This is a genomic window from Vibrio ordalii ATCC 33509 (assembly GCA_000257205.1).
Classification (GTDB): Bacteria; Pseudomonadota; Gammaproteobacteria; order Enterobacterales; family Vibrionaceae; genus Vibrio; species Vibrio ordalii.
Window position 1 is genome coordinate 17,714 of record AEZC01000017.1, and the last position, 20,086, is coordinate 37,799.

Consider the following 20,086-nt stretch of genomic DNA (forward strand, 5'->3'; position numbering starts at 1 on the left):
TGTTTCGTTTTAAATGATCAAAATTAGCTTAACGAACTGGCAATTCAATGTCTTTAAACATCTCTTCTATTTCGATATTCGATTTTAACGAGGTAGCCCGTTCGACCACAGGGCGAGTAAGATGAGGCGCGAAACGTTCCATAAAGTCAAACATATAAGAACGCAGGAATGTGCCTCGGCGAAAACCAATGCTAGTCGTGCTCGCACCAAAAAGATGGCTGGCATCAATCGCGATAAGATCGGTGTCGCGTGATTTATCTATCGCCATACTTGCGATAACACCCACCCCAATTCCCATCCGGACATAAGTTTTTATCACATCCGCATCGGTGGCGGTAAAGACAACTCGCGGCGTTAACCCTACGCGATTAAATGCAGTGTCTAACTCTGAACGGCCAGTAAAACCAAACACGTAAGTGACCAATGGATACGCGGCTAAATCCTCAATCGTTACCCGTTCTTTTTTTGCAAGAGCATGATCTTTAGGCACGACAATAGAACGGTTCCAATGATAACAAGGTAGCATGATGGCATCTTGGTACAGATGAAGCGCTTCTGTTGCTATCGCAAAATTAGCGGTGCCTTTTGCGACCGCTTCCGACATCTGACTTGGAGTGCCTTGATGCATATGTAACGACACTTTCGGATAACGCGCAGTAAATCCTTTGATTACATCAGGTAACGCGTAGCGAGCTTGTGTGTGAGTCGTTGAAATATTCAGCGTACCCATCTCAGGGTGCGTATGCTCCCCTGCCACGGCCTTAATGCTTTCCACACGTGAAAGGATCTCTTGTGAGATACGAATAATATCTTCACCTGCACCCGTGACTTGTGTCAGGTGTTTACCGCTACGCTCAAAAATTTGAATACCCAATTCATCTTCAAGTAAACGAACCTGTTTACTAATGCCTGGCTGAGAGGTATAAAGGCTTTCCGCAGTTGCTGAGACATTCAGGTTGTGATTAACCACTTCAACAATATATTTTAACTGCTGTAACTTCATTATTGGCCTCGTAATCCATTATCAAAGATCCAGATTTTTCAATCATAGTTTATAATTATTAGTTATAACGCTTAACACTCTCAATTCAAAGCTCGATGATTCAAGAGCGAAGAAAAAAGTAAGCATTTTGCGTAGCTGACTAAATTTTTGCCAACTATCGCCCAATCTAAGCAATAAAAGGCAGTTTTTAGAGGTTAAAACAGAAATAATAAAAATAGTCAATTTGAAGGTGTAGTGATAACTAAGGATCGTGTATTCTTAATTGCGAGCCACTGAATTCTAATAAAGATACGGATTATATGAATATAGGTTTACTCATTGCTCTTGTAGCAGTATTGCTGGTGTTAGTCCTTGGTTATAACATCATGCTCCAATATAAAGTAAAGGTCGAGTCAGCTAAAAAGCAGGAATCGACACGCTATATCGCCATTATTGATGCGACAGAAGATCTTATCGGCAATGCTCATCACATGCCTTTTAGTAAAGAGCTCTTAGTCTGCCTGAATACTCGGATTCTAGACGCGCTCATCAGTATGTATGAGTTAGATCCGAAAAATAAGCAGTTGGCACAGCGTATTGAGCATATGAAGGGGCAAATTAGACATTTACAAGAAAACCATCCCGGCGGTGATAGTACCGCGTTTAAAGTACCTAGCAGCGATAAACAAGCGCTTGTTATGCTTAAGTTAGTAAAACGCCTGAGAGACACGATTCGTAGTGAACATAATAAGGGACGCTTTGAAACACAATCTTACGTCGCTGAAAATGCCCGTTTGGAAATGATACAAATTCGCATCAACATTGAAAATGTCATCAAACGAGCTAATGATTCAATTGTTCGTGGTCAACCAGGAACATCCGTACAACTGCTGCGCAAAGGAATTGATGTATTAAGCTCTAAAAATGATGCATATTCGAGCCAAGCTCGAGAAAAACTACAGTCAATGTACGATGACTTAGAAAAAAGACGCCAGACAAAAAGTGCAACCGATCTTCAACAAATTGAAGATAGCGAGAGAAATAGTGATATGGATGCACTGTTTGGCGAAAAGAAGAAGTGGTAACTCATTTTCTTTTTCTATGCTTAACAATAACTTTAAGGTCGCATAAGCGACCTTTTTCATAAAGCGATACAAAAAATATTTGCTTACATTAACGTATCGTTTATCGCTTTTAGGACTTCATCCGGTCTTATTGCCTGAGTAATTGGGCGTCCTATGACTAGATAATCTGAACCAGCTTTTATGGCCTCACTTGGAGTCATTATACGTCTTTGGTCTCCTGTTTCAGAACCAATAGGACGAATCCCTGGCGTAACCAATTTGAACTCTTGGCCAAGATAGCTCTTAAGCATGCGCGCTTCTTGAGCTGAGCATACCACTCCATCTAACCCTGCATTTTGAGTTAGGCTAGCCAGACGCATTACATGCTCTTTAGGCGCAACATCGACGCCAATACCACGAAGATCAGAGTGTTCCATACTGGTTAGTACCGTGACAGCAATAAGTAGTGGTCGATCGTTACCATAAGGTTCAAGAATCTGACGAGACGCCGACATCATTCTCTCCCCACCACTGGCATGAACATTCACCATCCACACACCAAGCTCAGCGGCTGCACGTACGGCTTTAGAGCACGTGTTGGGAATATCATGAAACTTTAGGTCTAAGAATACCGAAAAACCTCTGTTGTGTAGCTCACGCACAAAATCGGGACCAAACAGGGTAAACATCTCTTTGCCCACTTTTAATCGACAGCTGTTGGGGTCAATTTTATCAACAAAAGCTAACGCTTCCGCTTGTTGCTCATAATCCAACGCGACAATTACTCTCTGGTCTTTCATTTTCACTCCTAAAATAATTAAGCTAAAAAAATGCAGCTTTCATAAGCTGCAGTTTTCGAGTCGATCAGTAACCAGTACATGAACTCTATTCACCATCCAAACCACGGATAGGTTTAATTGAACCCCAATTCTTACATGATGGGCAGTGCCAGTAGAGAGAATGGGTTGAGAAACCACACTTTCTGCATCGATAGCGAGGTTTTACTTTTAGTTGCTCACCTACCAATTTTTGCAAGGTTGACAAACTCTCTTTCGCTCGACCTTCCTCTGCTTCAATGAGATGGTAGTCAATTAAACGATAGAAGCCCTTCATGGTTGGATTTTTAACCAATTGCCGTGTCAAAAGTTCCTGTGCAGCTCCAGCACCATCATGTTGTGCCACCAACTGTGCGAGCATCAGCTCAGCTGACACACCAGCTTCATTGATAATGCATTCCCGCAAGAACTCAACAAGCTCACTCTCTTTACCAATATGGTGATAGCATTCAGCAAGCGTAGGTAATACCTCACCGATGAAATCAATGTCCTGCTCCAAGACCATCTGCATATACTGGATTGTTTGACGGTAGTCATCATTTTCAAGATACAGCTTACCTAAAGAGATCGTTGCACGCACACACTTAGGATCTTCAGACAGCGCTTTTTTAAGATATTGAATCGCTTTGCTATCGCGTCCTTCAGCCTTCTCTTGCACCGCAAGTTCACACCAAAAATGGGCTATAACACTGTGCACTCTTTTTCTACCTAATTTCACCAGCGCATAAGCGTAATCAATAGCTTTATGCCACTCTCGAGTCTGCTGGTAAATAGAAACCAATTGTTGCAACGCCGCTTCTTTGTGTTCAGGCTCTTCGATCAGTTGTTCAAATATTTTTTCGGCGCGATCGAGAAATCCAGCCACCATATAGTCTTTTGCTAATTGTTGTAAGGCGAGGTTTTTTTGGTCAATAGTAAGGCTTGAACGGGATATAAGATTTTGATGGATGCGGATAGCACGATCGACCTCTCCTCTTGAACGGAATAAGTTACCCAGCGCTAAGTGGGTATCAATCGTTTCATTGTCTACTTGAAGTAGCTCAATAAAATGATCAACGGCCTTATCTGATTGATCAGAAAGCAGTAAGTTAAGGCCCGTCACATACTGACGAGAAATTTGGTGAGAATGTTTCTGCTTATCTTGCTGAGCACTACGATTTCCCATATACCAACCATAGGCGGCGACAATCGGTAGTAGCAAGAAGAGAATTTCTAACATCAAGTCAGCCTTTATTTCACTACGCTTTACTTGTTACAGCGCTGTTCTCTGCCGTTTGCTTTTTCAGTTGCTTATTCAACTTTCTAACTTGCAACTGAGACTTAAAGTAGAAGCTACTGCCGAGCAAACAAGCGAGTAAAAAACCAGAGACAAAAACAGTACCAAGTAAAGTAGACAAGTGAAATTCGCCTTGAGCGATCAAATAGTTAAACGTCACAACTGCTTGATTTTGAGCCCCTAATGCTAAAGCAATCAAAAAAAGTGCAAGAATTAAAACGATTTTTATAATTTTCATATGCCACTACCTATCCAGTATTGATCTGGTCTGATTATGCAGGAAAATGGCCTTACAAACCACGTCTATTATGGATTCCTTTCTTAAAAAAACGGCATACTTAAACTGTATGCCGTTTTTTAGAATACTCTCTAAATCGCTTTAGATATTCTCATTAACTCGCTCACGTAACTCTTTACCTGGCTTGAAATGAGGGACGAACTTGCCATCCAACACCACTTTATCACCGGTTTTAGGATTACGGCCCACTCTAGGCTCACGATAGTGCAAAGAGAAACTACCAAATCCGCGAATTTCGATTCGCTCTCCGCTTTCTAAAGTTGATGCCATATGTTCAAGAATATCTTTCACAGCGTCTTCAATTTCTTTAGCAGATAGGTGCGTTTTCTCAGCACAGAGTCTTTCTATCAATTCAGACTTAGTCATAGTTTCCCTCATTACTTATCAAAGTAGGCACTAACTGAAAAAAAAGGAGCCTTACGGCCCCTTTTAGCGAGTTAGATTATTCGCCTTTAGCAGCCTTGAATGCATCAGCCATAGCATTACCAAACGCACCTTCATCAGATTTGTTTAGAGTAGCCATTGCTTCTTGCTCATCAGCTTCATCTTTAGCTTTGATAGATAGGTTGATTACGCGGTTTTTACGGTCTACACCAGTAAATTTCGCTTCAACGCTGTCACCAACGCTTAGGACTAGAGACGCATCTTCAATACGGTCACGAGATGCTTCAGAAGCACGGATGTAACCTTCAACGCCGTCTACAAGTTCAATTGTAGCACCTTTCGCGTCAACTGCAGTAACAGTACCGTTAACTAGAGTACCTTTTTTGTTATCAGCAACATATGCGTTGAACGGGTCGTTTTCCATTTGCTTAACGCCAAGAGAAATACGCTCACGCTCTGCATCTACTGCTAGAACAACTGCAGAGATTTCATCGCCTTTCTTGTAATCACGTACCGCTTCTTCTCCAGGAACGTTCCAAGAGATATCAGATAGGTGAACTAGACCGTCGATGCCGCCGTCTAGACCGATGAAGATACCGAAGTCAGTGATAGACTTGATCTTACCAGTAACTTTGTCGCCTTTAGCTTGCGCTTCAGCGAATGACTGCCATGGGTTAGCTTTACACTGTTTAAGACCTAGAGAGATACGACGACGCTCTTCGTCGATATCAAGAACCATAACCTCAACTTCGTCGCCAACGTTAACAACTTTAGATGGGTGGATGTTCTTGTTAGTCCAATCCATTTCAGAAACGTGTACTAGACCTTCAACGCCTTCTTCGATTTCAACGAAGCAGCCGTAGTCAGTTAGATTTGTTACACGGCCAGATAGTTTATGACCTTCTGGGTAACGCTTAGCGATAGCTACCCATGGATCTTCGCCAAGTTGCTTAAGACCTAGTGATACGCGAGTACGATCACGATCAAACTTAAGAACTTTAACTAGGATTTCGTCACCAACGTTAACGATTTCTGATGGGTGTTTAACGCGTTTCCAAGCCATATCTGTGATATGTAGAAGACCATCAACACCACCAAGGTCAACGAATGCGCCGTAGTCAGTAAGGTTCTTAACGATACCTTTAACTTCAGTACCTTCTTGTAGAGTTTCAAGAAGTTCGTCACGTTCAACGCTGCTTTCTGATTCAATAACAGCACGACGAGAAACAACAACGTTGTTACGTTTCTGGTCTAGTTTGATAACTTTGAACTCTAGCTCTTTGTTTTCTAGGTGAGTAGTGTCACGGATAGGACGCACGTCAACAAGAGAGCCTGGAAGGAAAGCACGGATACCGTTTAGTTCAACAGTGAAGCCACCTTTAACTTTACCATTGATAATACCAATAACAGTTTCAGCTTCTTCGTAAGCTTTCTCAAGAACGATCCAAGCTTCATGACGCTTAGCTTTCTCACGAGAAAGTTGAGTTTCACCGAAACCATCTTCAACAGCGTCTAGAGCAACGTCTACTTCAGAACCAACTTCAACTTCAAGTTCGCCAGCAGCGTTCTTGAACTGTTCAGCAGGGATAGCAGACTCAGACTTAAGACCAGCGTCAACAAGAACGAAACCATTCTCGATAGCGACTACAGTACCTTTAACGATTGTACCTTGTTGAAATTGTGTTTCGTTTAAAAACTCTTCAAAGAGTTGAGCAAAAGATTCAGTCATTTATTTAATCTTCAATAAGTAAACTTCCATGGGTATCCTACCGCATGGGGTTATTAAATTCGCCAGTCATCATCCTTGCGACCGACGCTCTTACCTAGCAGAACTACTCTGCCAGCTTAGATTCTACATATTGTAATGCTTCTTCTACAACTTCGTCGATAGACATTGAGGTTGAGTCAAGCAATAGCGCATCCTCTGCAGGGCGTAATGGGGCCACTGGGCGGTTACGATCTCGGTCGTCACGCTCTTGGATCTCGCTTAAAAGGGCGTCAAATTTAACATCTAGCCCTTTGAGTTGCAACTGCTTAAAGCGACGTTGGGCTCGCTCTTGCGCGCTGGCATCTAGGAATATTTTCACTTCTGCTTGAGGAAACACAACTGTGCCCATATCACGTCCATCAGCAACCAGTCCCTGCTCTTTCGCAAAGGCCCGTTGGCGACGTAATAATGCCTCGCGCACTCTAGGCAGCGCCGCTACCTTTGATGCTGCCATTCCTGTCTCTTCTTTGCGTAATTCTTTCGATACATCCTCACCTTCAAGAATCACTCTGATCAAGTCACCTTCTGCGATAAATTGGACATCTAAATGTGTCGCTAGAGGAACAAGCGCTTCTTCCGATTCCGTATCCACACCGTGGTGAATCGCCGCCAATGCAAGAACGCGGTAAATAGCTCCAGAATCGAGCAAATGAAAGCCTAATTTCTTAGCCAACAACATACAAAGAGTGCCTTTACCAGCACCACTTGGGCCATCTACGGTAATTACCGGAGTGTGAGAGGACATGATTTACTCCACTTAGTTTTTATGCGGCTTGTTTGCTCGCTTTTGTCGGCGACAAATTATAGTGCTTATCCATTACAGGCGCTAGGAAGGAATGGTGATATGACTGAAATTTCACAGTGATACAAGCGTCGCTTTCAGGGATGCGACGCTTTTGATAGAGACTTTTATAAAATAATACGCTCGGCATTTTGCTTAACAGTGGCGGCACCAATGCCTTTCACCAAGCTCAGATCTTCTTTGGTTTTAAAAGCGCCATTTTGTTGACGATATTCAACAATCGCTTGTGCTTTTTTAAGTCCAATACCTTTCAATAGAGTGGCAATTTCCTCAGCAGAGTCCTGATTGATATTAACTGTAATTTCAATGCCTTGGTGCGTTTCTACCACCTTTTCTTCTGCTAATTCCGGTGAAAGAGGCAATACGATACTTAGAAGTAGCAACCCGAGTTTTGTTTTCAATTTCATATGAACATTTCCTTGTTTATTAGTGGGTATCAATATTAATTGAGCTTGGAAATCAGAGGGAATCAAAAAGGTAGAAATTGAAATGAGCTGCATAAGCAGCCCATTTTGAGTTTCATATCAATTACATTACTAGCCTTTATTGGCTCACAACATAATATTCAATGTCTGTATTTTTACGCAAAGTTGTAAGTATCGCAGCCAAATCACGTTGGCTACCAATGCGATCTAACTGAGCCGTAATTTGATCATTGTACTCAGGTGTGACTTTAGCCTCGACCTTATGTAGTTCAACAAGAACAATATCACCATTCATTGCTTTCGCTTGACCGTAAACCACACTATCTGCTGCTGGTTTAGGGAGAGAAAACACTGAACTCGCCAATGAAGAGCTACGATCAATCATTTCCAACTCAGCAAATTTTAACCCACGCTGTTCCAATAAGGATTGGTCACCTTGCTTTAGGGTATCAATCAATTTTGTGGCTAACTCAATCGCTTGTTGTTCGCCTTTGACTTTAGAAAGCTGAGCAACCACTTGCTCTTTCACTTCAGCCAAAGGAAGAACTATTTGTTCCCGAGCATCATCAACACGAACAACGATAACGTGTTCTGGGGCAACTTCTAATACCTCAGAATTGAGCCTATCTTCTTTTACCTCTGGGCTTAGAATCGCTTGAAGAACCGCTGGATTTTTAAGAATTTCAGGTGCATCTTGCTGAGAAATAAAATCGGTTTTCTGAATCTTAGCTGAGATGGCTTTTGCTGCTTCATCCAGAGAGTCAGGTGATTCAAATGCCACTTTTTCTAGCTTGGTCTGCAACTCATAAAACTGATCAGCGGCTTTTTGGTCTAACATTTCAGCTTTGATTTCAGAGGCAACCTGTGCGTAGGGCTGTGCGATAGGGGCTTTAACATCATCAAGACGGATAATGTGATAGCCAAATTCAGATTTGACCAACCCTGTGATATCCCCTATCTGTTCGATAGCAAAGGCTGCTTGTTCAAAAGCTGGGTCCATCACATCATGTTCAATCCAACCTAGTGACCCCCCCTCTTCTACGCTTCCTACGTCTTCTGATTTTTCTTTCGCTAAGGTCGCGAAATCAGCGCCAGCATTCAGTTCATCGAGAATCGCCTGCGCTTTAGCTTTATCATCACCTTGAACCAAAATATGGCTTACTTTACGCTGTGCTTGAGTGGAGTATTTGTCTAAATGCTCTTGGTAGTACTGCTCGGCCTGTTCATCAGACACTACCATTTGGTCTTTCAATTGTTGGGCAGAAAGCTCAATATAAGCCACTTTAACCTGCTCTGGACGGGTATAGCGCTCTGCATTTTGTTGATAATATTGAGTAATTTCTTCATCACTCAACTCAACATTTTTAGCAAACTCGCTGAGTGACAATGTGAGCGCACGGATATCGCGGGTTTGAGAGATCAGTTCACTTTGCTGATTAACCTCACCCTGCAACGTAAATTCACTACCTTGAATAGCACTAAGCAACTGGTTACGAATAAGATCACGACGCAGATATTCTGCAAAGCTTTCAGCAGAGAAACCCGCACGGCGAAGAGCCGCTTGATAGATTTCTTGGTCAAACTTACCGCCGGTCTGGAATTGAGGCATGTCTAAAATCATTTTACGAACCTGATCATCGCTCACTCGTAAACCTAGTGATTGTGCATGCTGCTCCAACAATAAATCGTTAACCATACGATCAAGAACTGACTTACGAAATGACTCGACATACTGATGATCAGCGAGCAAGTTAGCAAAATAATCCCCTAATTGGGATTGCATGCGATTGCGCTCGTTCTGGTACGCTTGTTCAAATTCACCACGGCCAATCTCACTATTGCCAACTTTAGCCGCAGCATTACTGCCACCGCTGACCAAGTAGCTACCGACACCTGCGAATACGAATGATAAGATAATCATTCCTAGAATAATTTTCACCGCGATGCTGTTCACGCCTTCGCGTAATCGATCCATCATAATCTAACTGCTCTCCGGATAAGAAGCTTCACACTTCAGCCTAAAAATTGAATAGCGCGATAATATCAGAAAAAGAAATGCGCATCAGTAGGATGCGCATAATTTCAAAAGGTTCGAATTAATTTTGCGCTTAAGCAGCAAAAAATAACGATTTTGATTAGTTGCAAGCGTCTTTAAGCGCTTTGCCTGCTTTGAAAGCAGGTACTTTTGCTTCTGCGATTTGGATCTCTTCACCCGTTTTAGGGTTACGACCCGTGCGCGCTGCACGAGTGCGAACGCTAAATGTACCAAAGCCAACAAGCGCCACTTGATCGCCAGATTGAAGAGTGCCACTCACCGCTTCGATAAATGCATCCAAAGCACGGCCTGACGATGCTTTAGAGATGTCAGCGTTTTCTGCGATTTGTTCTACTAATTGTGTTTTATTCACTGTGATTCCCCTTTGCGTCACCCATTATTATTTTTAACGGTGACTTTTCGTTCCATTAAGTTCCCAAACTAGCTTGAAGCCTTATTACATCTGGGCTGCAAGCTATAGGGGCTTACGTTAGCGTCCAAAAAAAACGCTGACAAGCCTTTTTAAGCCTATCAGCGTGATCTTTTACTTATTTTTGCTGCACATCACTATTTTTTAGCTTCAAATTCAACCCCAGAAGGGTCTCGTTCAAGTGCGATCTTCAAAACTTCATCAATCCATTGAACGGGGATGACTTTTAGGTCAGCAATCACATTTGCAGGGATCTCTTCCAAATCACGCTCATTCTCTTTGGGGATCAATACAGTGGTGATACCACCACGATGTGCTGCGAGCAGTTTTTCTTTCAAACCGCCGATAGGTAATACTTCACCACGCAAGGTTATCTCACCCGTCATCGCGACTTCCGCTTTCACAGGATTACCCGTCAAGCTAGAGACAAGCGCCGTACACATAGCAATACCCGCGCTTGGACCATCTTTTGGTGTTGCGCCTTCTGGCACGTGAACGTGAATGTCACGCTTTTCATAGAAATCAGCGTTAATCCCTAATTTCTCGGCGCGTGCGCGAACCACCGTCATCGCAGCTTGAATGGATTCTTGCATCACCTCGCCCAGAGAACCAGTTTGCGTCAACTTGCCTTTGCCAGGCATTGATTCGGTTTCAATAGTCAGCAAATCACCGCCTACTTCTGTCCATGCTAAACCCGTAACTTGGCCAATTTGGTTACTGTCGTCGGCTTTGCCAAAATCGCAACGTTGCACACCTAGAAACTCTTTTAAATTCTCTTGGTTGGCTACCACGGTTTTTACATCTTTATTCAACAAGATTTTCTTAACCGCTTTACGGCAAATTTTTGAAATCTCTCGCTCTAAGCTTCGTACACCCGCCTCACGCGTGTAATAACGGATAATACCTATGATGGCTGAATCTTCGATAACAATTTCATGAGGCTTCAAACCGTTCCGCTCAACTTGCTTAGTCACTAGATGGCGTTTCGCAATATTCAGCTTTTCGTCTTCTGTGTATCCAGAAAGGCGGATAACTTCCATACGGTCAAGCAGCGGGCCTGGGATGTTCATTGAGTTTGATGTCGCAACAAACATGACATCAGACAAGTCATAATCCACCTCTAAATAGTGATCGTTAAAGGTGCTATTTTGTTCAGGATCAAGAACTTCCAACAATGCGGAAGATGGGTCACCACGCATATCTGAAGACATTTTGTCGATTTCATCAAGCAGGAAAAGTGGGTTTTTCACGCCAACCTTTGCCATTTTTTGAATCAATTTACCCGGCAGAGAACCGATGTAAGTACGGCGGTGACCACGAATTTCTGCTTCATCACGCACTCCACCTAACGCCATACGGGTATACTGTCTGCCTGTTGCCGCCGCTATCGAGCGGCCAAGCGACGTTTTACCCACGCCCGGGGGACCAACAAGACACAAAATGGGCCCTTTCAGCTTGTTGATACGACTTTGTACCGCAAGATATTCTAAAATACGCTCTTTGACACGATCTAAACCGTAGTGATCGGCATTTAAAATATCTTCAGCTTTTGCCAAATCTTTCTTAACTTTTGAACGTTTTGCCCAAGGAACATTGACCATCCAATCAATATAGCTACGCACAACGGTTGCTTCTGCAGACATTGGAGACATCATCTTCAATTTCTGCAGCTCTTGTTCCGTTTTTTTGCGCGCTTCCTGCGGCATTTTGGAATCGTCAATTTTCTTTTTCAGGATTTCAAATTCATCAGGTGCGTCATCCATCTCACCTAATTCTTTCTGAATCGCTTTCATCTGCTCGTTGAGGTAATACTCACGCTGAGATTTTTCCATCTGCTTTTTAACGCGACCACGAATTCGTTTTTCAACCTGTAATAGGTCGATCTCCGCTTCCATTTGTCCCATTAAAAATTCCAAACGTTCACTGACATCAACAATTTCGAGAACTTTTTGTTTTTCAATCAATTTCAATGGCATGTGAGCGGCGATGGTATCAGCCAAACGCGCGGCTTCATCAATCCCATTTAACGACGTTAATACTTCAGGCGGGATTTTCTTGTTTAGTTTGATAAAACCATCAAATTGGTTGATTGCACTGCGAACGACGACTTCCTGCTCTTTATCATCCAGCTCAGGAGTGACAAGATACTGCGCTTCTGCAGAGAAAAATTCACGCTCGATGAAGCGATCAATTTTCGCTCGCTGCTGGCCTTCAACCAGCACTTTCACGGTGCCGTCAGGTAATTTCAGAAGTTGTAAAATCGTTGCGACCGTGCCGACTTCAAAAAGATCTTCAATTTTCGGCTCGTCGGTTTCCGCTTGCTTTTGTGCCACAAGTAACACTTGCTTGTTGTTATCCATTGCCGCTTCGAGGCATTGGATTGATTTTTCTCTGCCAACAAACAAAGGAATGACCATGTGAGGATAAACCACCACGTCACGTAGAGGTAGTACGGGGATCTCGATACGCTCGGAACGTTCCAAGTTCATATTATTCTCTCTTCCGCTTCAACTGATTACCGAGTATATGGGGGCTAACTGACTGGATTCAATAACAGAATAAAAAAAAGGAGGTATTTGCTACCTCCTTTAAATATTTCTGATTGAGATTTACTCTGCACCAGCCGCTTGGCTCTCATTTCCGCTATAAATTAGTAGCGGTTGTGATTCACCGTTAATGACTGATTCATCGATAACCACTTTGCTAACATCGTTTACCGACGGCAGTTCATACATGGTTTCGAGTAGTACGCCTTCCAATATAGAGCGTAAACCACGTGCGCCCGTTTTGCGGTTCATTGCTTTTTTTGCAATGGCGCGCAATGCGTCTTCACGAAACTCTAGGTCAACGTCCTCTAACTCAAACAGGGCTGCGTACTGTTTCGTCAGCGCGTTTTTCGGCTCACACAAGATTTGAATCAGTGCTTCTTCATCCAGCTCTGTCAAGGTAGCCGTTACGGGAAGACGACCGATAAATTCAGGGATCAACCCATATTTTACCAAATCTTCAGGCTCTACTTGATTGAACAACTCACCGATAGTTTTGGTTTCATCTTTAGAGCGAACTTCTGCACCAAAGCCAATACCTGAGCCTGTCGCAACACGTTGTTCAATCACTTTATCTAGGCCCGCAAATGCACCACCACAGATAAAGAGGATTTTGGATGTGTCTACCTGTAAAAACTCTTGTTGTGGATGCTTACGGCCGCCTTGGGGCGGAACTGAAGCGATAGTGCCTTCCACTAATTTCAACAGCGCTTGCTGAACCCCTTCACCTGAGACATCTCGGGTAATTGAAGGATTTTCTGCTTTACGAGAAATCTTATCAATTTCATCGATGTAGACGATACCACGTTCCGCTTTTGCAACGTCATAATCACATTTTTGCAGCAGCTTTTGGATGATGTTTTCAACATCTTCGCCGACATAGCCTGCTTCAGTTAATGTGGTGGCGTCTGCCATTGTGAAAGGTACGTCTAGGAAACGAGCTAATGTTTCTGCAAGCAGTGTTTTACCACTACCTGTTGGGCCAATAAGAAGAATATTACTCTTACCTAACTCAACCCCATCGCTCGTTTTATCACCGTTTCGTAAACGCTTGTAGTGATTATATACGGCCACTGCGAGCACTTTTTTTGCATGTTCCTGGCCAATCACATAGTCATCAAGATGTTCACGGATCTTATGCGGCGTAGGTAACGCCTCAGATTCCTTTTTTGGCAGAACATCCTTAATCTCTTCACGAATGATGTCGTTACATAAATCAACGCATTCATCACAGATGTAAACAGAAGGACCGGCGATCAGCTTGCGAACTTCGTGCTGGCTTTTGCCACAGAAAGAGCAATACAACAGTTTACTACTACCGCTCTCTTTGCTTTTGTCTGTCATTCGCTAACCTCTTAGCCTTTACTTTTAATCGTCTGAGTGTAACTCAAATTACGCCAAAATGCGTCAAACAATTCTGAGAACTGTTATTCGCCGCGGTGACGCAAGACTGCATCGACTAAACCGTATTCCACAGCTTGGTCAGCAGACATAAAGTTATCACGGTCGGTATCACGTTCAATGACTTCAAGCGGTTGGCCTGTATGCTCAGCAAGCAATTTGTTGAGTTTTTGCTTGATGGTAAGGATCTCTTGAGCATGGATCTGGATATCCGAAGCTTGGCCTTGGAAACCACCTAACGGCTGATGAATCATCACGCGTGAGTTAGGCAATACATAACGTTTCCCCGGAGCGCCACCAGCCAATAGGAATGCACCCATTGAACAAGCTTGGCCCATACAAACAGTGCTAACATTCGGCTTGATGAACTGCATGGTGTCATAAATTGACATACCAGCAGTCACGCTACCTCCTGGCGAGTTGATGTAGAGGAAAATATCTTTATCAGGGTTTTCAGATTCTAAAAACAACAGCTGCGCTACAACAAGGTTAGCCATGTGATCTTCAACTTGACCCGTTAAGAAAATGACTCGTTCTTTGAGTAGGCGAGAATAAATATCGTATGAGCGCTCACCGCGGGAAGTCTGCTCAACCACCATGGGTACTAGCGCGTCAAAAATTGGCGACATTGCGTTTTTTTCTTGGTAGCTCATATTGTTATGTCCCTAAAATAAATGGCCAGAATGATGAGTATCACACGGACCATTGTTAGCAGAATAGTTAACCCGTAGTCAACCACCTACGCTACATATTGCTTATTAAGCAGGTTGCTGGTTCATTAGCTCATTGAAGCTAACAGCCTTTTCAGAAACCTGTGCTTTAGCAATGATCGCGTCGATTGCTTGCTCTTCTAGAGCAAGGTTACGCATGTTGTTCATCATTTGCTGATTTTGAGCATAGTATGCCATTACTTCAGCTGGATCTTCGTACGCTGTTGCCATCTCTTCGATCAATGCTTTCACTTTATCTTCGTCAGCTTTTAGCTCTTCAGACTTGATCACTTCACCAAGAAGTAGGCCAACCACTACGCGACGTTTTGCTTGTTCTTCGAACAATTCACGTGGTAGTTGAGCGGCCGCTTCTGGGTTACCGCCAAAGCGTTGCGCAGCTTGTTGACGCAGTACGTCGATCTCTTGATCAATCAGTGCAGAAGGAACATTGATATCGTTCTCTTTTACTAGACCTTCAATCGCTTGCTCTTTAATGCGGTTTTTTACTGCTTGCTTAAGTTCACGTTCCATATTCTTGCGAACTTCAGCTTTCAGCGCTTCAACGCCACCTTCAGCGACACCAAATTTGGCAACGAACTCGTCGTTTAACTCTGGTAATTCACGCACTTCAACTTTGTTGATTTTAATTGCGAATTTCGCCGCTTTACCTTTTAGATTTTCCGCGTGGTAATCTTCAGGGAAGTTAACGTCGATTTCAAATTCCATACCTTTGGTTTTGCCAACGATACCGTCTTCAAAACCAGGGATCATGCGACCTGCACCCATTTCTAGAGGGAAGTTGTCAGCTTTACCGCCTTCAAACTCAACGCCATCAATAGAACCAACGAAATCGATCGTCGCACGCGAACCGGCTTCCGCAGCTGCATCTACGTCTTTCCAAGTGGCTTGTTGCTTGCGTAATGTTTCTAGCATTTCAGCAACGTCTTCTTCTTTCACTTCAACCGCTGGTTTTTCAACAGTGATGTTTGTTAGACCTTTTAACTCAACTTCTGGATATACTTCAAAAGTTGCATTGAAAACAAGGTCTTGGCCTTCTTCGATAGAAACTGGTGCGAATGTTGGTGCACCTGCTGGGTTGATTTTCTCTTTTACGATAGCTTCAATGAAGTGGCGTTGCATCACTTCGCCCATGACGTCTTGACGTACCGCTTTACCGTACATTTGCGCAACCATTTTCAAAGGCACTTTACCTTTGCGGAAACCATCGAAACGACGATTCTTAGCGATATTGCGTAGTTCTTTTGTAACTGCATCTTCGATGTTAGCAGCAGGAACAGTAATATTCAGACGGCGCTCTAGGCCTTCTAGCGTTTCAACAGTAACTTGCATTATTTATAAACCTCAAAACTGGCCCAGTATTTCTGAGCAATATGAGCCGCAACTTAGGCGATGCCTTGTGCTTGGCTGCATCCTTGTGTTGTGCTCTATCCGAACACTTCTTTTAAAACCAGCATCAATATTGGTGAAAAAACCCAACATTGGACTAATAAGCGACATCTTTAGTGACTCGAATCTGTCTTAAAGGTGTCTCTGATTAGTCTCAGGACAGAAAATTTAGACGCGACATTCTACCGACCTGAATCCGTGCTGTCGAGCCAATCACCGCAGAGAGATGATTCCATGCCCTAAATTGCTTTCTAAGTGCTAAAAATTCCACCAACGTGAAAAAGCACAGTTTTGAAATGGGGACAATAAAGGCTTTTTCAAGGGAATCGAGGCTTTTTTTACTCCAAAAGCGTAAAAAGAGATCTTGCTCCTGTTTTGCCCCCCACAATTGCGCTCTTTTTAAACATCACCCAAAGGAAAACCAGTAGAATTATGAGCTCCGGAAGGAAGCGCACCCTCCGCCCAAACAGCAAGCCTAGTTTGGGCACTCCCCCCGAGCTCTTTATCAGAGAGTGCGCTAATTGGTTAGAACCGACAGATTATGTTAGTAACACACAGAAAGTGATGTGCTACAAGAAGAGGGTGAGCAGGCAGGCTAAAAAACCTACCCACTCTGGGGGTTAGGGCTACATCGCAGCTTTCACCGCTTTCGCTAGTTTCTGTGCCGCTTGTTTAGGATCCGCTTTCGGATCATTGAAGAAGCTCGTCACGACATCGAAAATCGCGCCTTGGGCATAGTTGGTTGTCGACATACCATGGGCAATACTAGGCACAAGGTTGTTGGACTTAGCCGTCGCTTTAAAGGCCGCCATTGAGTCCAACGCGCACTGGTCAAATTTTGACATGTTCATATCTGTGCGTACTGGGATCGAACCTTTGTTGAGGTTAAATACCTCTTGGAATTTAGGATCTATAATCGTGGCGGCTAACGCTTTTTGCGCCTGTTTATTGTCTGCATCGGTTAGCTCAAAAAAGACAAAGCTATCGACATTATGGATAAATTGATCGGCCGTGCCCGGCGTGGCCACACACAGGTAATCTTTACCCGCAACTTTGCCCGCTGCGGTAAACTCCCCTTTTGCCCAATCGCCCATGATCTGCATTGCCGCTTCACCATTTATCACCATTGAAGTCGCAACGTTCCAATCACGGCCTGGAGAGTTAACATCAATGTAGTCATGAACTTTTTTAAACTGGCTAAACACGTCAACCATTTTGTCGCCCGCGAGCACAGCCATATCAAGCTCAACAAACGCTTTAACGTAATCTTGTGAGCCAAGAACGCTCAACGCCACCGTTTCAAAAACCGTCGCGTCTTGCCAAGGTTGACCACCGTGCGCCAGTGGCACATAACCCGCGGCTTTGATCTTATCGCCCGCAACAAAAAACTCATCTAACGTGGTTGGTACTTTAGCATCCACTTTAGCCAATATTGCAGGATTAACCCACAGCCAGTTGACGCGATGCACGTTCACTGGCACGGCCACATATTGACCATTCCACTTCATGACATTAGTGACCATCGGTGGTACGACTTCATCCCAACCGCCCTGTTTAGCTACGTCGTTAAGACTCGTGAGAAAACCAAGCCCTGCCCATTCTTGAATATCGTGTCCTTTAATTTGAGCCGCCGATGGTGGGTTACCCGACACCGCGCGCGTTTTCAATACCGTCATGGCACTTTCACCACCCCCACCCGCGACAGCAAAATCTTTCCAACTATGGCCTTGCTGCTCCAACATTTCGGTGAGCACAGCTATCGACTTGGCTTCACCGCCGGAAGTCCACCAATGGAGTACTTCCACTTCACCAGCGCGTGTCGAAGGGATGAAAGAGATAGAGAGGAAAGATAAAGCAAGCAGAGTGTTATGGAATTTCATCATCATCTTCCTTGTTTTTGATTAGGCCAACCTGATTCGCAAACTTTTATTAACCATAAAGTGCTGATCGTTCACCTAATAGTCTAATCAAAGAAAATTTTTTCGTTGAAACAAACCGTAACTTTAACGTAACGAAAGCGTTACATTGCACCGCCAACCTACGTCAAATAAAGACTTGCGCTTTCAGAATAAAATAAACCGGATTGCATAAAATGGGATCTTCGCCGTAACATTAATCATCACCCGAGCGAGTAACAATCTGAAAAACCAGACTTCGTCAGGCGGGCATTGTTGATATTTTCGCAAAGTTTGAATTCAATCTAGATAAAGCGCACACAATGCCTCATTTATGAGGAACAACTGATTTCCATTTTTTTCCCCCATTCAGGAGGAAGCTGGGCAAAATGACTCTTTTCCGGCTGCTCGGCATAAGGGTTGGCTAATAATTGTGCTAATTGGTGCACTTGTTGGTAATCACCCTGTTCTGCTTTATCGATCGCTTGTTGAGCCAAATAATTACGCAAAATATATTTCGGATTCACTTTTCTCATCTCTGCGCAGCGCTGCTCAATCGAAATAGCGTTCCCCGAACTGTCGATTTCTCGCTCACAACGAGCCTGATACTGTTCAAGCCAAGACTGAGCGGCAGCGCGGTCAATGAAGAGATCCAATACCAGTTGCTCCCCTTCTCGATCCAAGTTGGATAGTTGCCGGAAAAAGCGAGTGTAGTCGGTGTGATTTTTGGTTAATAACTCAAACATTTGCTCAAACAACACAGAATCACCGGGCAGAGAGGTCAACAACCCCAATTTACGACGCATTTGCTGGCTAAAATAACGGCCGAGCTGTGCTTCAAACTGGGCGAGTGCCGCTTCCAGATCGCTTCTTTCAACTAACGGTGACAATGCATGTGCTAAAGCGGACAGGTTCCACAACGCCACGCGCGGCTGCTGATCAAACGCGTAGCGGCCTTGATAATCGGAGTGATTGCCAATATAAGTCGGTTCATAATCGTCGAGAAAAGCAAAAGGACCGTAGTCAAAGGTTTGACCGAGGATAGACATGTTGTCGGTATTCATCACACCATGGGCAAATCCAACCGCTTGCCAATCGGCAATCATCTTAGCAGTACGCTCAACAATCTGACTAAACATGGCCGCATAAGGTTTTTCTTGTGTAAGGCAATCAGGGTAATGCCACTCAATCACTTTATCAGCCAGTTGCTTTTGCTCTGCTAATTGGTTGGTATAGAAAAAATGTTCAAAATGGCCAAAGCGAATATGGCTCTGCGCTACACGTACCAGCAGCGCACCTCGCTCTTGTTTTTCTCGATAAACGGGCGTGTCACTGCTCATCATCGCTAATGCTCTTGTGGTCGCAATCCCAAGACCCACCATCGCCTCACTGCACAAGTATTCGCGAATAGTGGAGCGCAGTACGGCGCGGCCATCCCCCATACGCGAATAAGGCGTAAGCCCTGCACCTTTCAAATGCAGATCATACACTTCGCCTGTTTTGCTCTCGATTTCGGCCAACAGTAACCCACGGCCATCACCTAAATCAGGGTTATAAATACCAAATTGATGGCCCGCGTATTTCATCGCTAATGGCTTAAATTGCGCGGGAATAACTTGGCCAGACAGGCTGTGCAGTAGCTCATCATTAGGTTGTGTTGGTAAAGACAAATCGCCAGCCAGTGAGGCATTCCAAGCAACCCAACGCACATTGTCTAAAGGCGCTGGGTTCACTGGAGAATAAAAAGCCGAGGGTAATTCACCATAGCGAGTGTGCAGTGTTACTTCATTCCAAATCGACATGCGAAGTCCTCATAATATGGTTTTT

The 20,086-nt window shown here is 43.8% G+C and carries 17 protein-coding genes; 1 reads left to right on the forward strand and 16 read right to left on the reverse strand.

The genetic code is table 11. The features are described 5' to 3' along the window. Positions 1 to 28: 28 nt before the first annotated feature. Complete coding sequence (gene cysB / locus VOR_RS0101420; RefSeq protein WP_010317444.1) at positions 29 to 1,003, reverse strand: HTH-type transcriptional regulator CysB; 975 nt, start codon at positions 1,001 to 1,003, stop codon at positions 29 to 31. 299 nt (positions 1,004 to 1,302) lie between these two features. Between cysB and VOR_RS0101425 the strand changes: the two genes are divergently transcribed. Then, complete coding sequence (locus VOR_RS0101425; RefSeq protein ID WP_010317445.1) at positions 1,303 to 2,067, forward strand: hypothetical protein; 765 nt, start codon at positions 1,303 to 1,305, stop codon at positions 2,065 to 2,067. 83 nt (positions 2,068 to 2,150) lie between these two features. Here VOR_RS0101425 and pyrF read toward each other — a convergent pair whose 3' ends face one another. From pyrF to VOR_RS0101505, 15 genes are all read right to left on the reverse strand, one after another. Continuing rightward, the gene (gene pyrF, locus VOR_RS0101430) at positions 2,151 to 2,846 is read right to left on the reverse strand and encodes an orotidine-5'-phosphate decarboxylase (protein ID WP_010317446.1); all 696 of its coding nucleotides are present in this window, start codon (positions 2,844 to 2,846) and stop codon (positions 2,151 to 2,153) included. Positions 2,847 to 2,931: 85 nt separating this feature from the next. Continuing rightward, positions 2,932 to 4,101 (reverse strand): lipopolysaccharide assembly protein LapB, encoded by a 1,170-nt coding sequence (lapB, locus tag VOR_RS0101435; RefSeq protein WP_010317447.1) that lies wholly within the window; start codon positions 4,099 to 4,101, stop codon positions 2,932 to 2,934. 19 nt (positions 4,102 to 4,120) lie between these two features. Continuing rightward, positions 4,121 to 4,396 (reverse strand): LapA family protein, encoded by a 276-nt coding sequence (locus VOR_RS0101440; RefSeq protein WP_010317448.1) that lies wholly within the window; start codon positions 4,394 to 4,396, stop codon positions 4,121 to 4,123. 141 nt (positions 4,397 to 4,537) lie between these two features. Then, on the reverse strand, positions 4,538 to 4,822 hold the full coding sequence (gene ihfB / locus VOR_RS0101445) for an integration host factor subunit beta (RefSeq protein ID WP_010317449.1): 285 nt from the start codon (positions 4,820 to 4,822) through the stop codon (positions 4,538 to 4,540). A 76-nt stretch (positions 4,823 to 4,898) separates the two neighbouring features. Continuing rightward, positions 4,899 to 6,569, reverse strand: coding sequence for a 30S ribosomal protein S1 (rpsA, locus tag VOR_RS0101450; RefSeq protein ID WP_010317450.1), 1,671 nt, complete (start codon positions 6,567 to 6,569; stop codon positions 4,899 to 4,901). A gap of 103 nt (positions 6,570 to 6,672) precedes the next feature. Next, positions 6,673 to 7,353 (reverse strand): (d)CMP kinase, encoded by a 681-nt coding sequence (gene cmk / locus VOR_RS0101455; protein ID WP_010317451.1) that lies wholly within the window; start codon positions 7,351 to 7,353, stop codon positions 6,673 to 6,675. Positions 7,354 to 7,517: 164 nt separating this feature from the next. Beyond that, the gene (locus tag VOR_RS0101460) at positions 7,518 to 7,817 is read right to left on the reverse strand and encodes a ComEA family DNA-binding protein (protein WP_010317452.1); all 300 of its coding nucleotides are present in this window, start codon (positions 7,815 to 7,817) and stop codon (positions 7,518 to 7,520) included. 136 nt (positions 7,818 to 7,953) lie between these two features. Then, complete coding sequence (gene ppiD / locus VOR_RS0101465) at positions 7,954 to 9,813, reverse strand: peptidylprolyl isomerase (protein ID WP_010317453.1); 1,860 nt, start codon at positions 9,811 to 9,813, stop codon at positions 7,954 to 7,956. A 157-nt stretch (positions 9,814 to 9,970) separates the two neighbouring features. Beyond that, entirely contained in the window at positions 9,971 to 10,243 is a 273-nt protein-coding gene (locus tag VOR_RS0101470; protein WP_010317455.1) for an HU family DNA-binding protein, read from the reverse strand. Positions 10,244 to 10,437: 194 nt separating this feature from the next. Beyond that, a complete protein-coding gene (lon, locus tag VOR_RS0101475) occupies positions 10,438 to 12,789 on the reverse strand; it encodes an endopeptidase La (protein ID WP_010317457.1) in 2,352 nt (783 codons plus the stop codon). Positions 12,790 to 12,909: 120 nt separating this feature from the next. Continuing rightward, positions 12,910 to 14,190: an ATP-dependent protease ATP-binding subunit ClpX gene (clpX, locus tag VOR_RS0101480; RefSeq protein ID WP_010317459.1), complete on the reverse strand. Its 1,281-nt coding sequence runs from the start codon at positions 14,188 to 14,190 to the stop codon at positions 12,910 to 12,912. A gap of 83 nt (positions 14,191 to 14,273) precedes the next feature. Continuing rightward, positions 14,274 to 14,900 (reverse strand): ATP-dependent Clp endopeptidase proteolytic subunit ClpP, encoded by a 627-nt coding sequence (clpP, locus tag VOR_RS0101485; RefSeq protein ID WP_010317461.1) that lies wholly within the window; start codon positions 14,898 to 14,900, stop codon positions 14,274 to 14,276. A gap of 105 nt (positions 14,901 to 15,005) precedes the next feature. Continuing rightward, complete coding sequence (gene tig / locus VOR_RS0101490; RefSeq protein WP_010317463.1) at positions 15,006 to 16,307, reverse strand: trigger factor; 1,302 nt, start codon at positions 16,305 to 16,307, stop codon at positions 15,006 to 15,008. Positions 16,308 to 16,990: 683 nt separating this feature from the next. Continuing rightward, a complete protein-coding gene (locus VOR_RS0101500) occupies positions 16,991 to 18,244 on the reverse strand; it encodes an ABC transporter substrate-binding protein (protein WP_010317467.1) in 1,254 nt (417 codons plus the stop codon). Positions 18,245 to 18,591: 347 nt separating this feature from the next. Continuing rightward, the gene (locus VOR_RS0101505) at positions 18,592 to 20,061 is read right to left on the reverse strand and encodes a protein adenylyltransferase SelO (RefSeq protein ID WP_010317469.1); all 1,470 of its coding nucleotides are present in this window, start codon (positions 20,059 to 20,061) and stop codon (positions 18,592 to 18,594) included. Positions 20,062 to 20,086 lie beyond the last annotated feature (25 nt).

Coding starts and splice junctions, on each gene's coding strand:
- tig (WP_010317463.1), bottom strand. CDS start 16,307: ATGCAAGTTACTGTTGAAACGCTAGAAGGCCTAGAGCGCCGTCTGAAT.
- VOR_RS0101425 (WP_010317445.1), top strand. CDS start 1,303: ATGAATATAGGTTTACTCATTGCTCTTGTAGCAGTATTGCTGGTGTTA.
- pyrF (WP_010317446.1), bottom strand. CDS start 2,846: ATGAAAGACCAGAGAGTAATTGTCGCGTTGGATTATGAGCAACAAGCG.
- lapB (WP_010317447.1), bottom strand. CDS start 4,101: ATGTTAGAAATTCTCTTCTTGCTACTACCGATTGTCGCCGCCTATGGT.
- clpP (WP_010317461.1), bottom strand. CDS start 14,900: ATGAGCTACCAAGAAAAAAACGCAATGTCGCCAATTTTTGACGCGCTA.
- ppiD (WP_010317453.1), bottom strand. CDS start 9,813: ATGATGGATCGATTACGCGAAGGCGTGAACAGCATCGCGGTGAAAATT.
- VOR_RS0101500 (WP_010317467.1), bottom strand. CDS start 18,244: ATGAAATTCCATAACACTCTGCTTGCTTTATCTTTCCTCTCTATCTCT.
- rpsA (WP_010317450.1), bottom strand. CDS start 6,569: ATGACTGAATCTTTTGCTCAACTCTTTGAAGAGTTTTTAAACGAAACA.
- clpX (WP_010317459.1), bottom strand. CDS start 14,190: ATGACAGACAAAAGCAAAGAGAGCGGTAGTAGTAAACTGTTGTATTGC.
- VOR_RS0101505 (WP_010317469.1), bottom strand. CDS start 20,061: ATGTCGATTTGGAATGAAGTAACACTGCACACTCGCTATGGTGAATTA.
- cmk (WP_010317451.1), bottom strand. CDS start 7,353: ATGTCCTCTCACACTCCGGTAATTACCGTAGATGGCCCAAGTGGTGCT.
- VOR_RS0101440 (WP_010317448.1), bottom strand. CDS start 4,396: ATGAAAATTATAAAAATCGTTTTAATTCTTGCACTTTTTTTGATTGCT.
- lon (WP_010317457.1), bottom strand. CDS start 12,789: ATGAACTTGGAACGTTCCGAGCGTATCGAGATCCCCGTACTACCTCTA.
- VOR_RS0101460 (WP_010317452.1), bottom strand. CDS start 7,817: ATGAAATTGAAAACAAAACTCGGGTTGCTACTTCTAAGTATCGTATTG.
- cysB (WP_010317444.1), bottom strand. CDS start 1,003: ATGAAGTTACAGCAGTTAAAATATATTGTTGAAGTGGTTAATCACAAC.
- ihfB (WP_010317449.1), bottom strand. CDS start 4,822: ATGACTAAGTCTGAATTGATAGAAAGACTCTGTGCTGAGAAAACGCAC.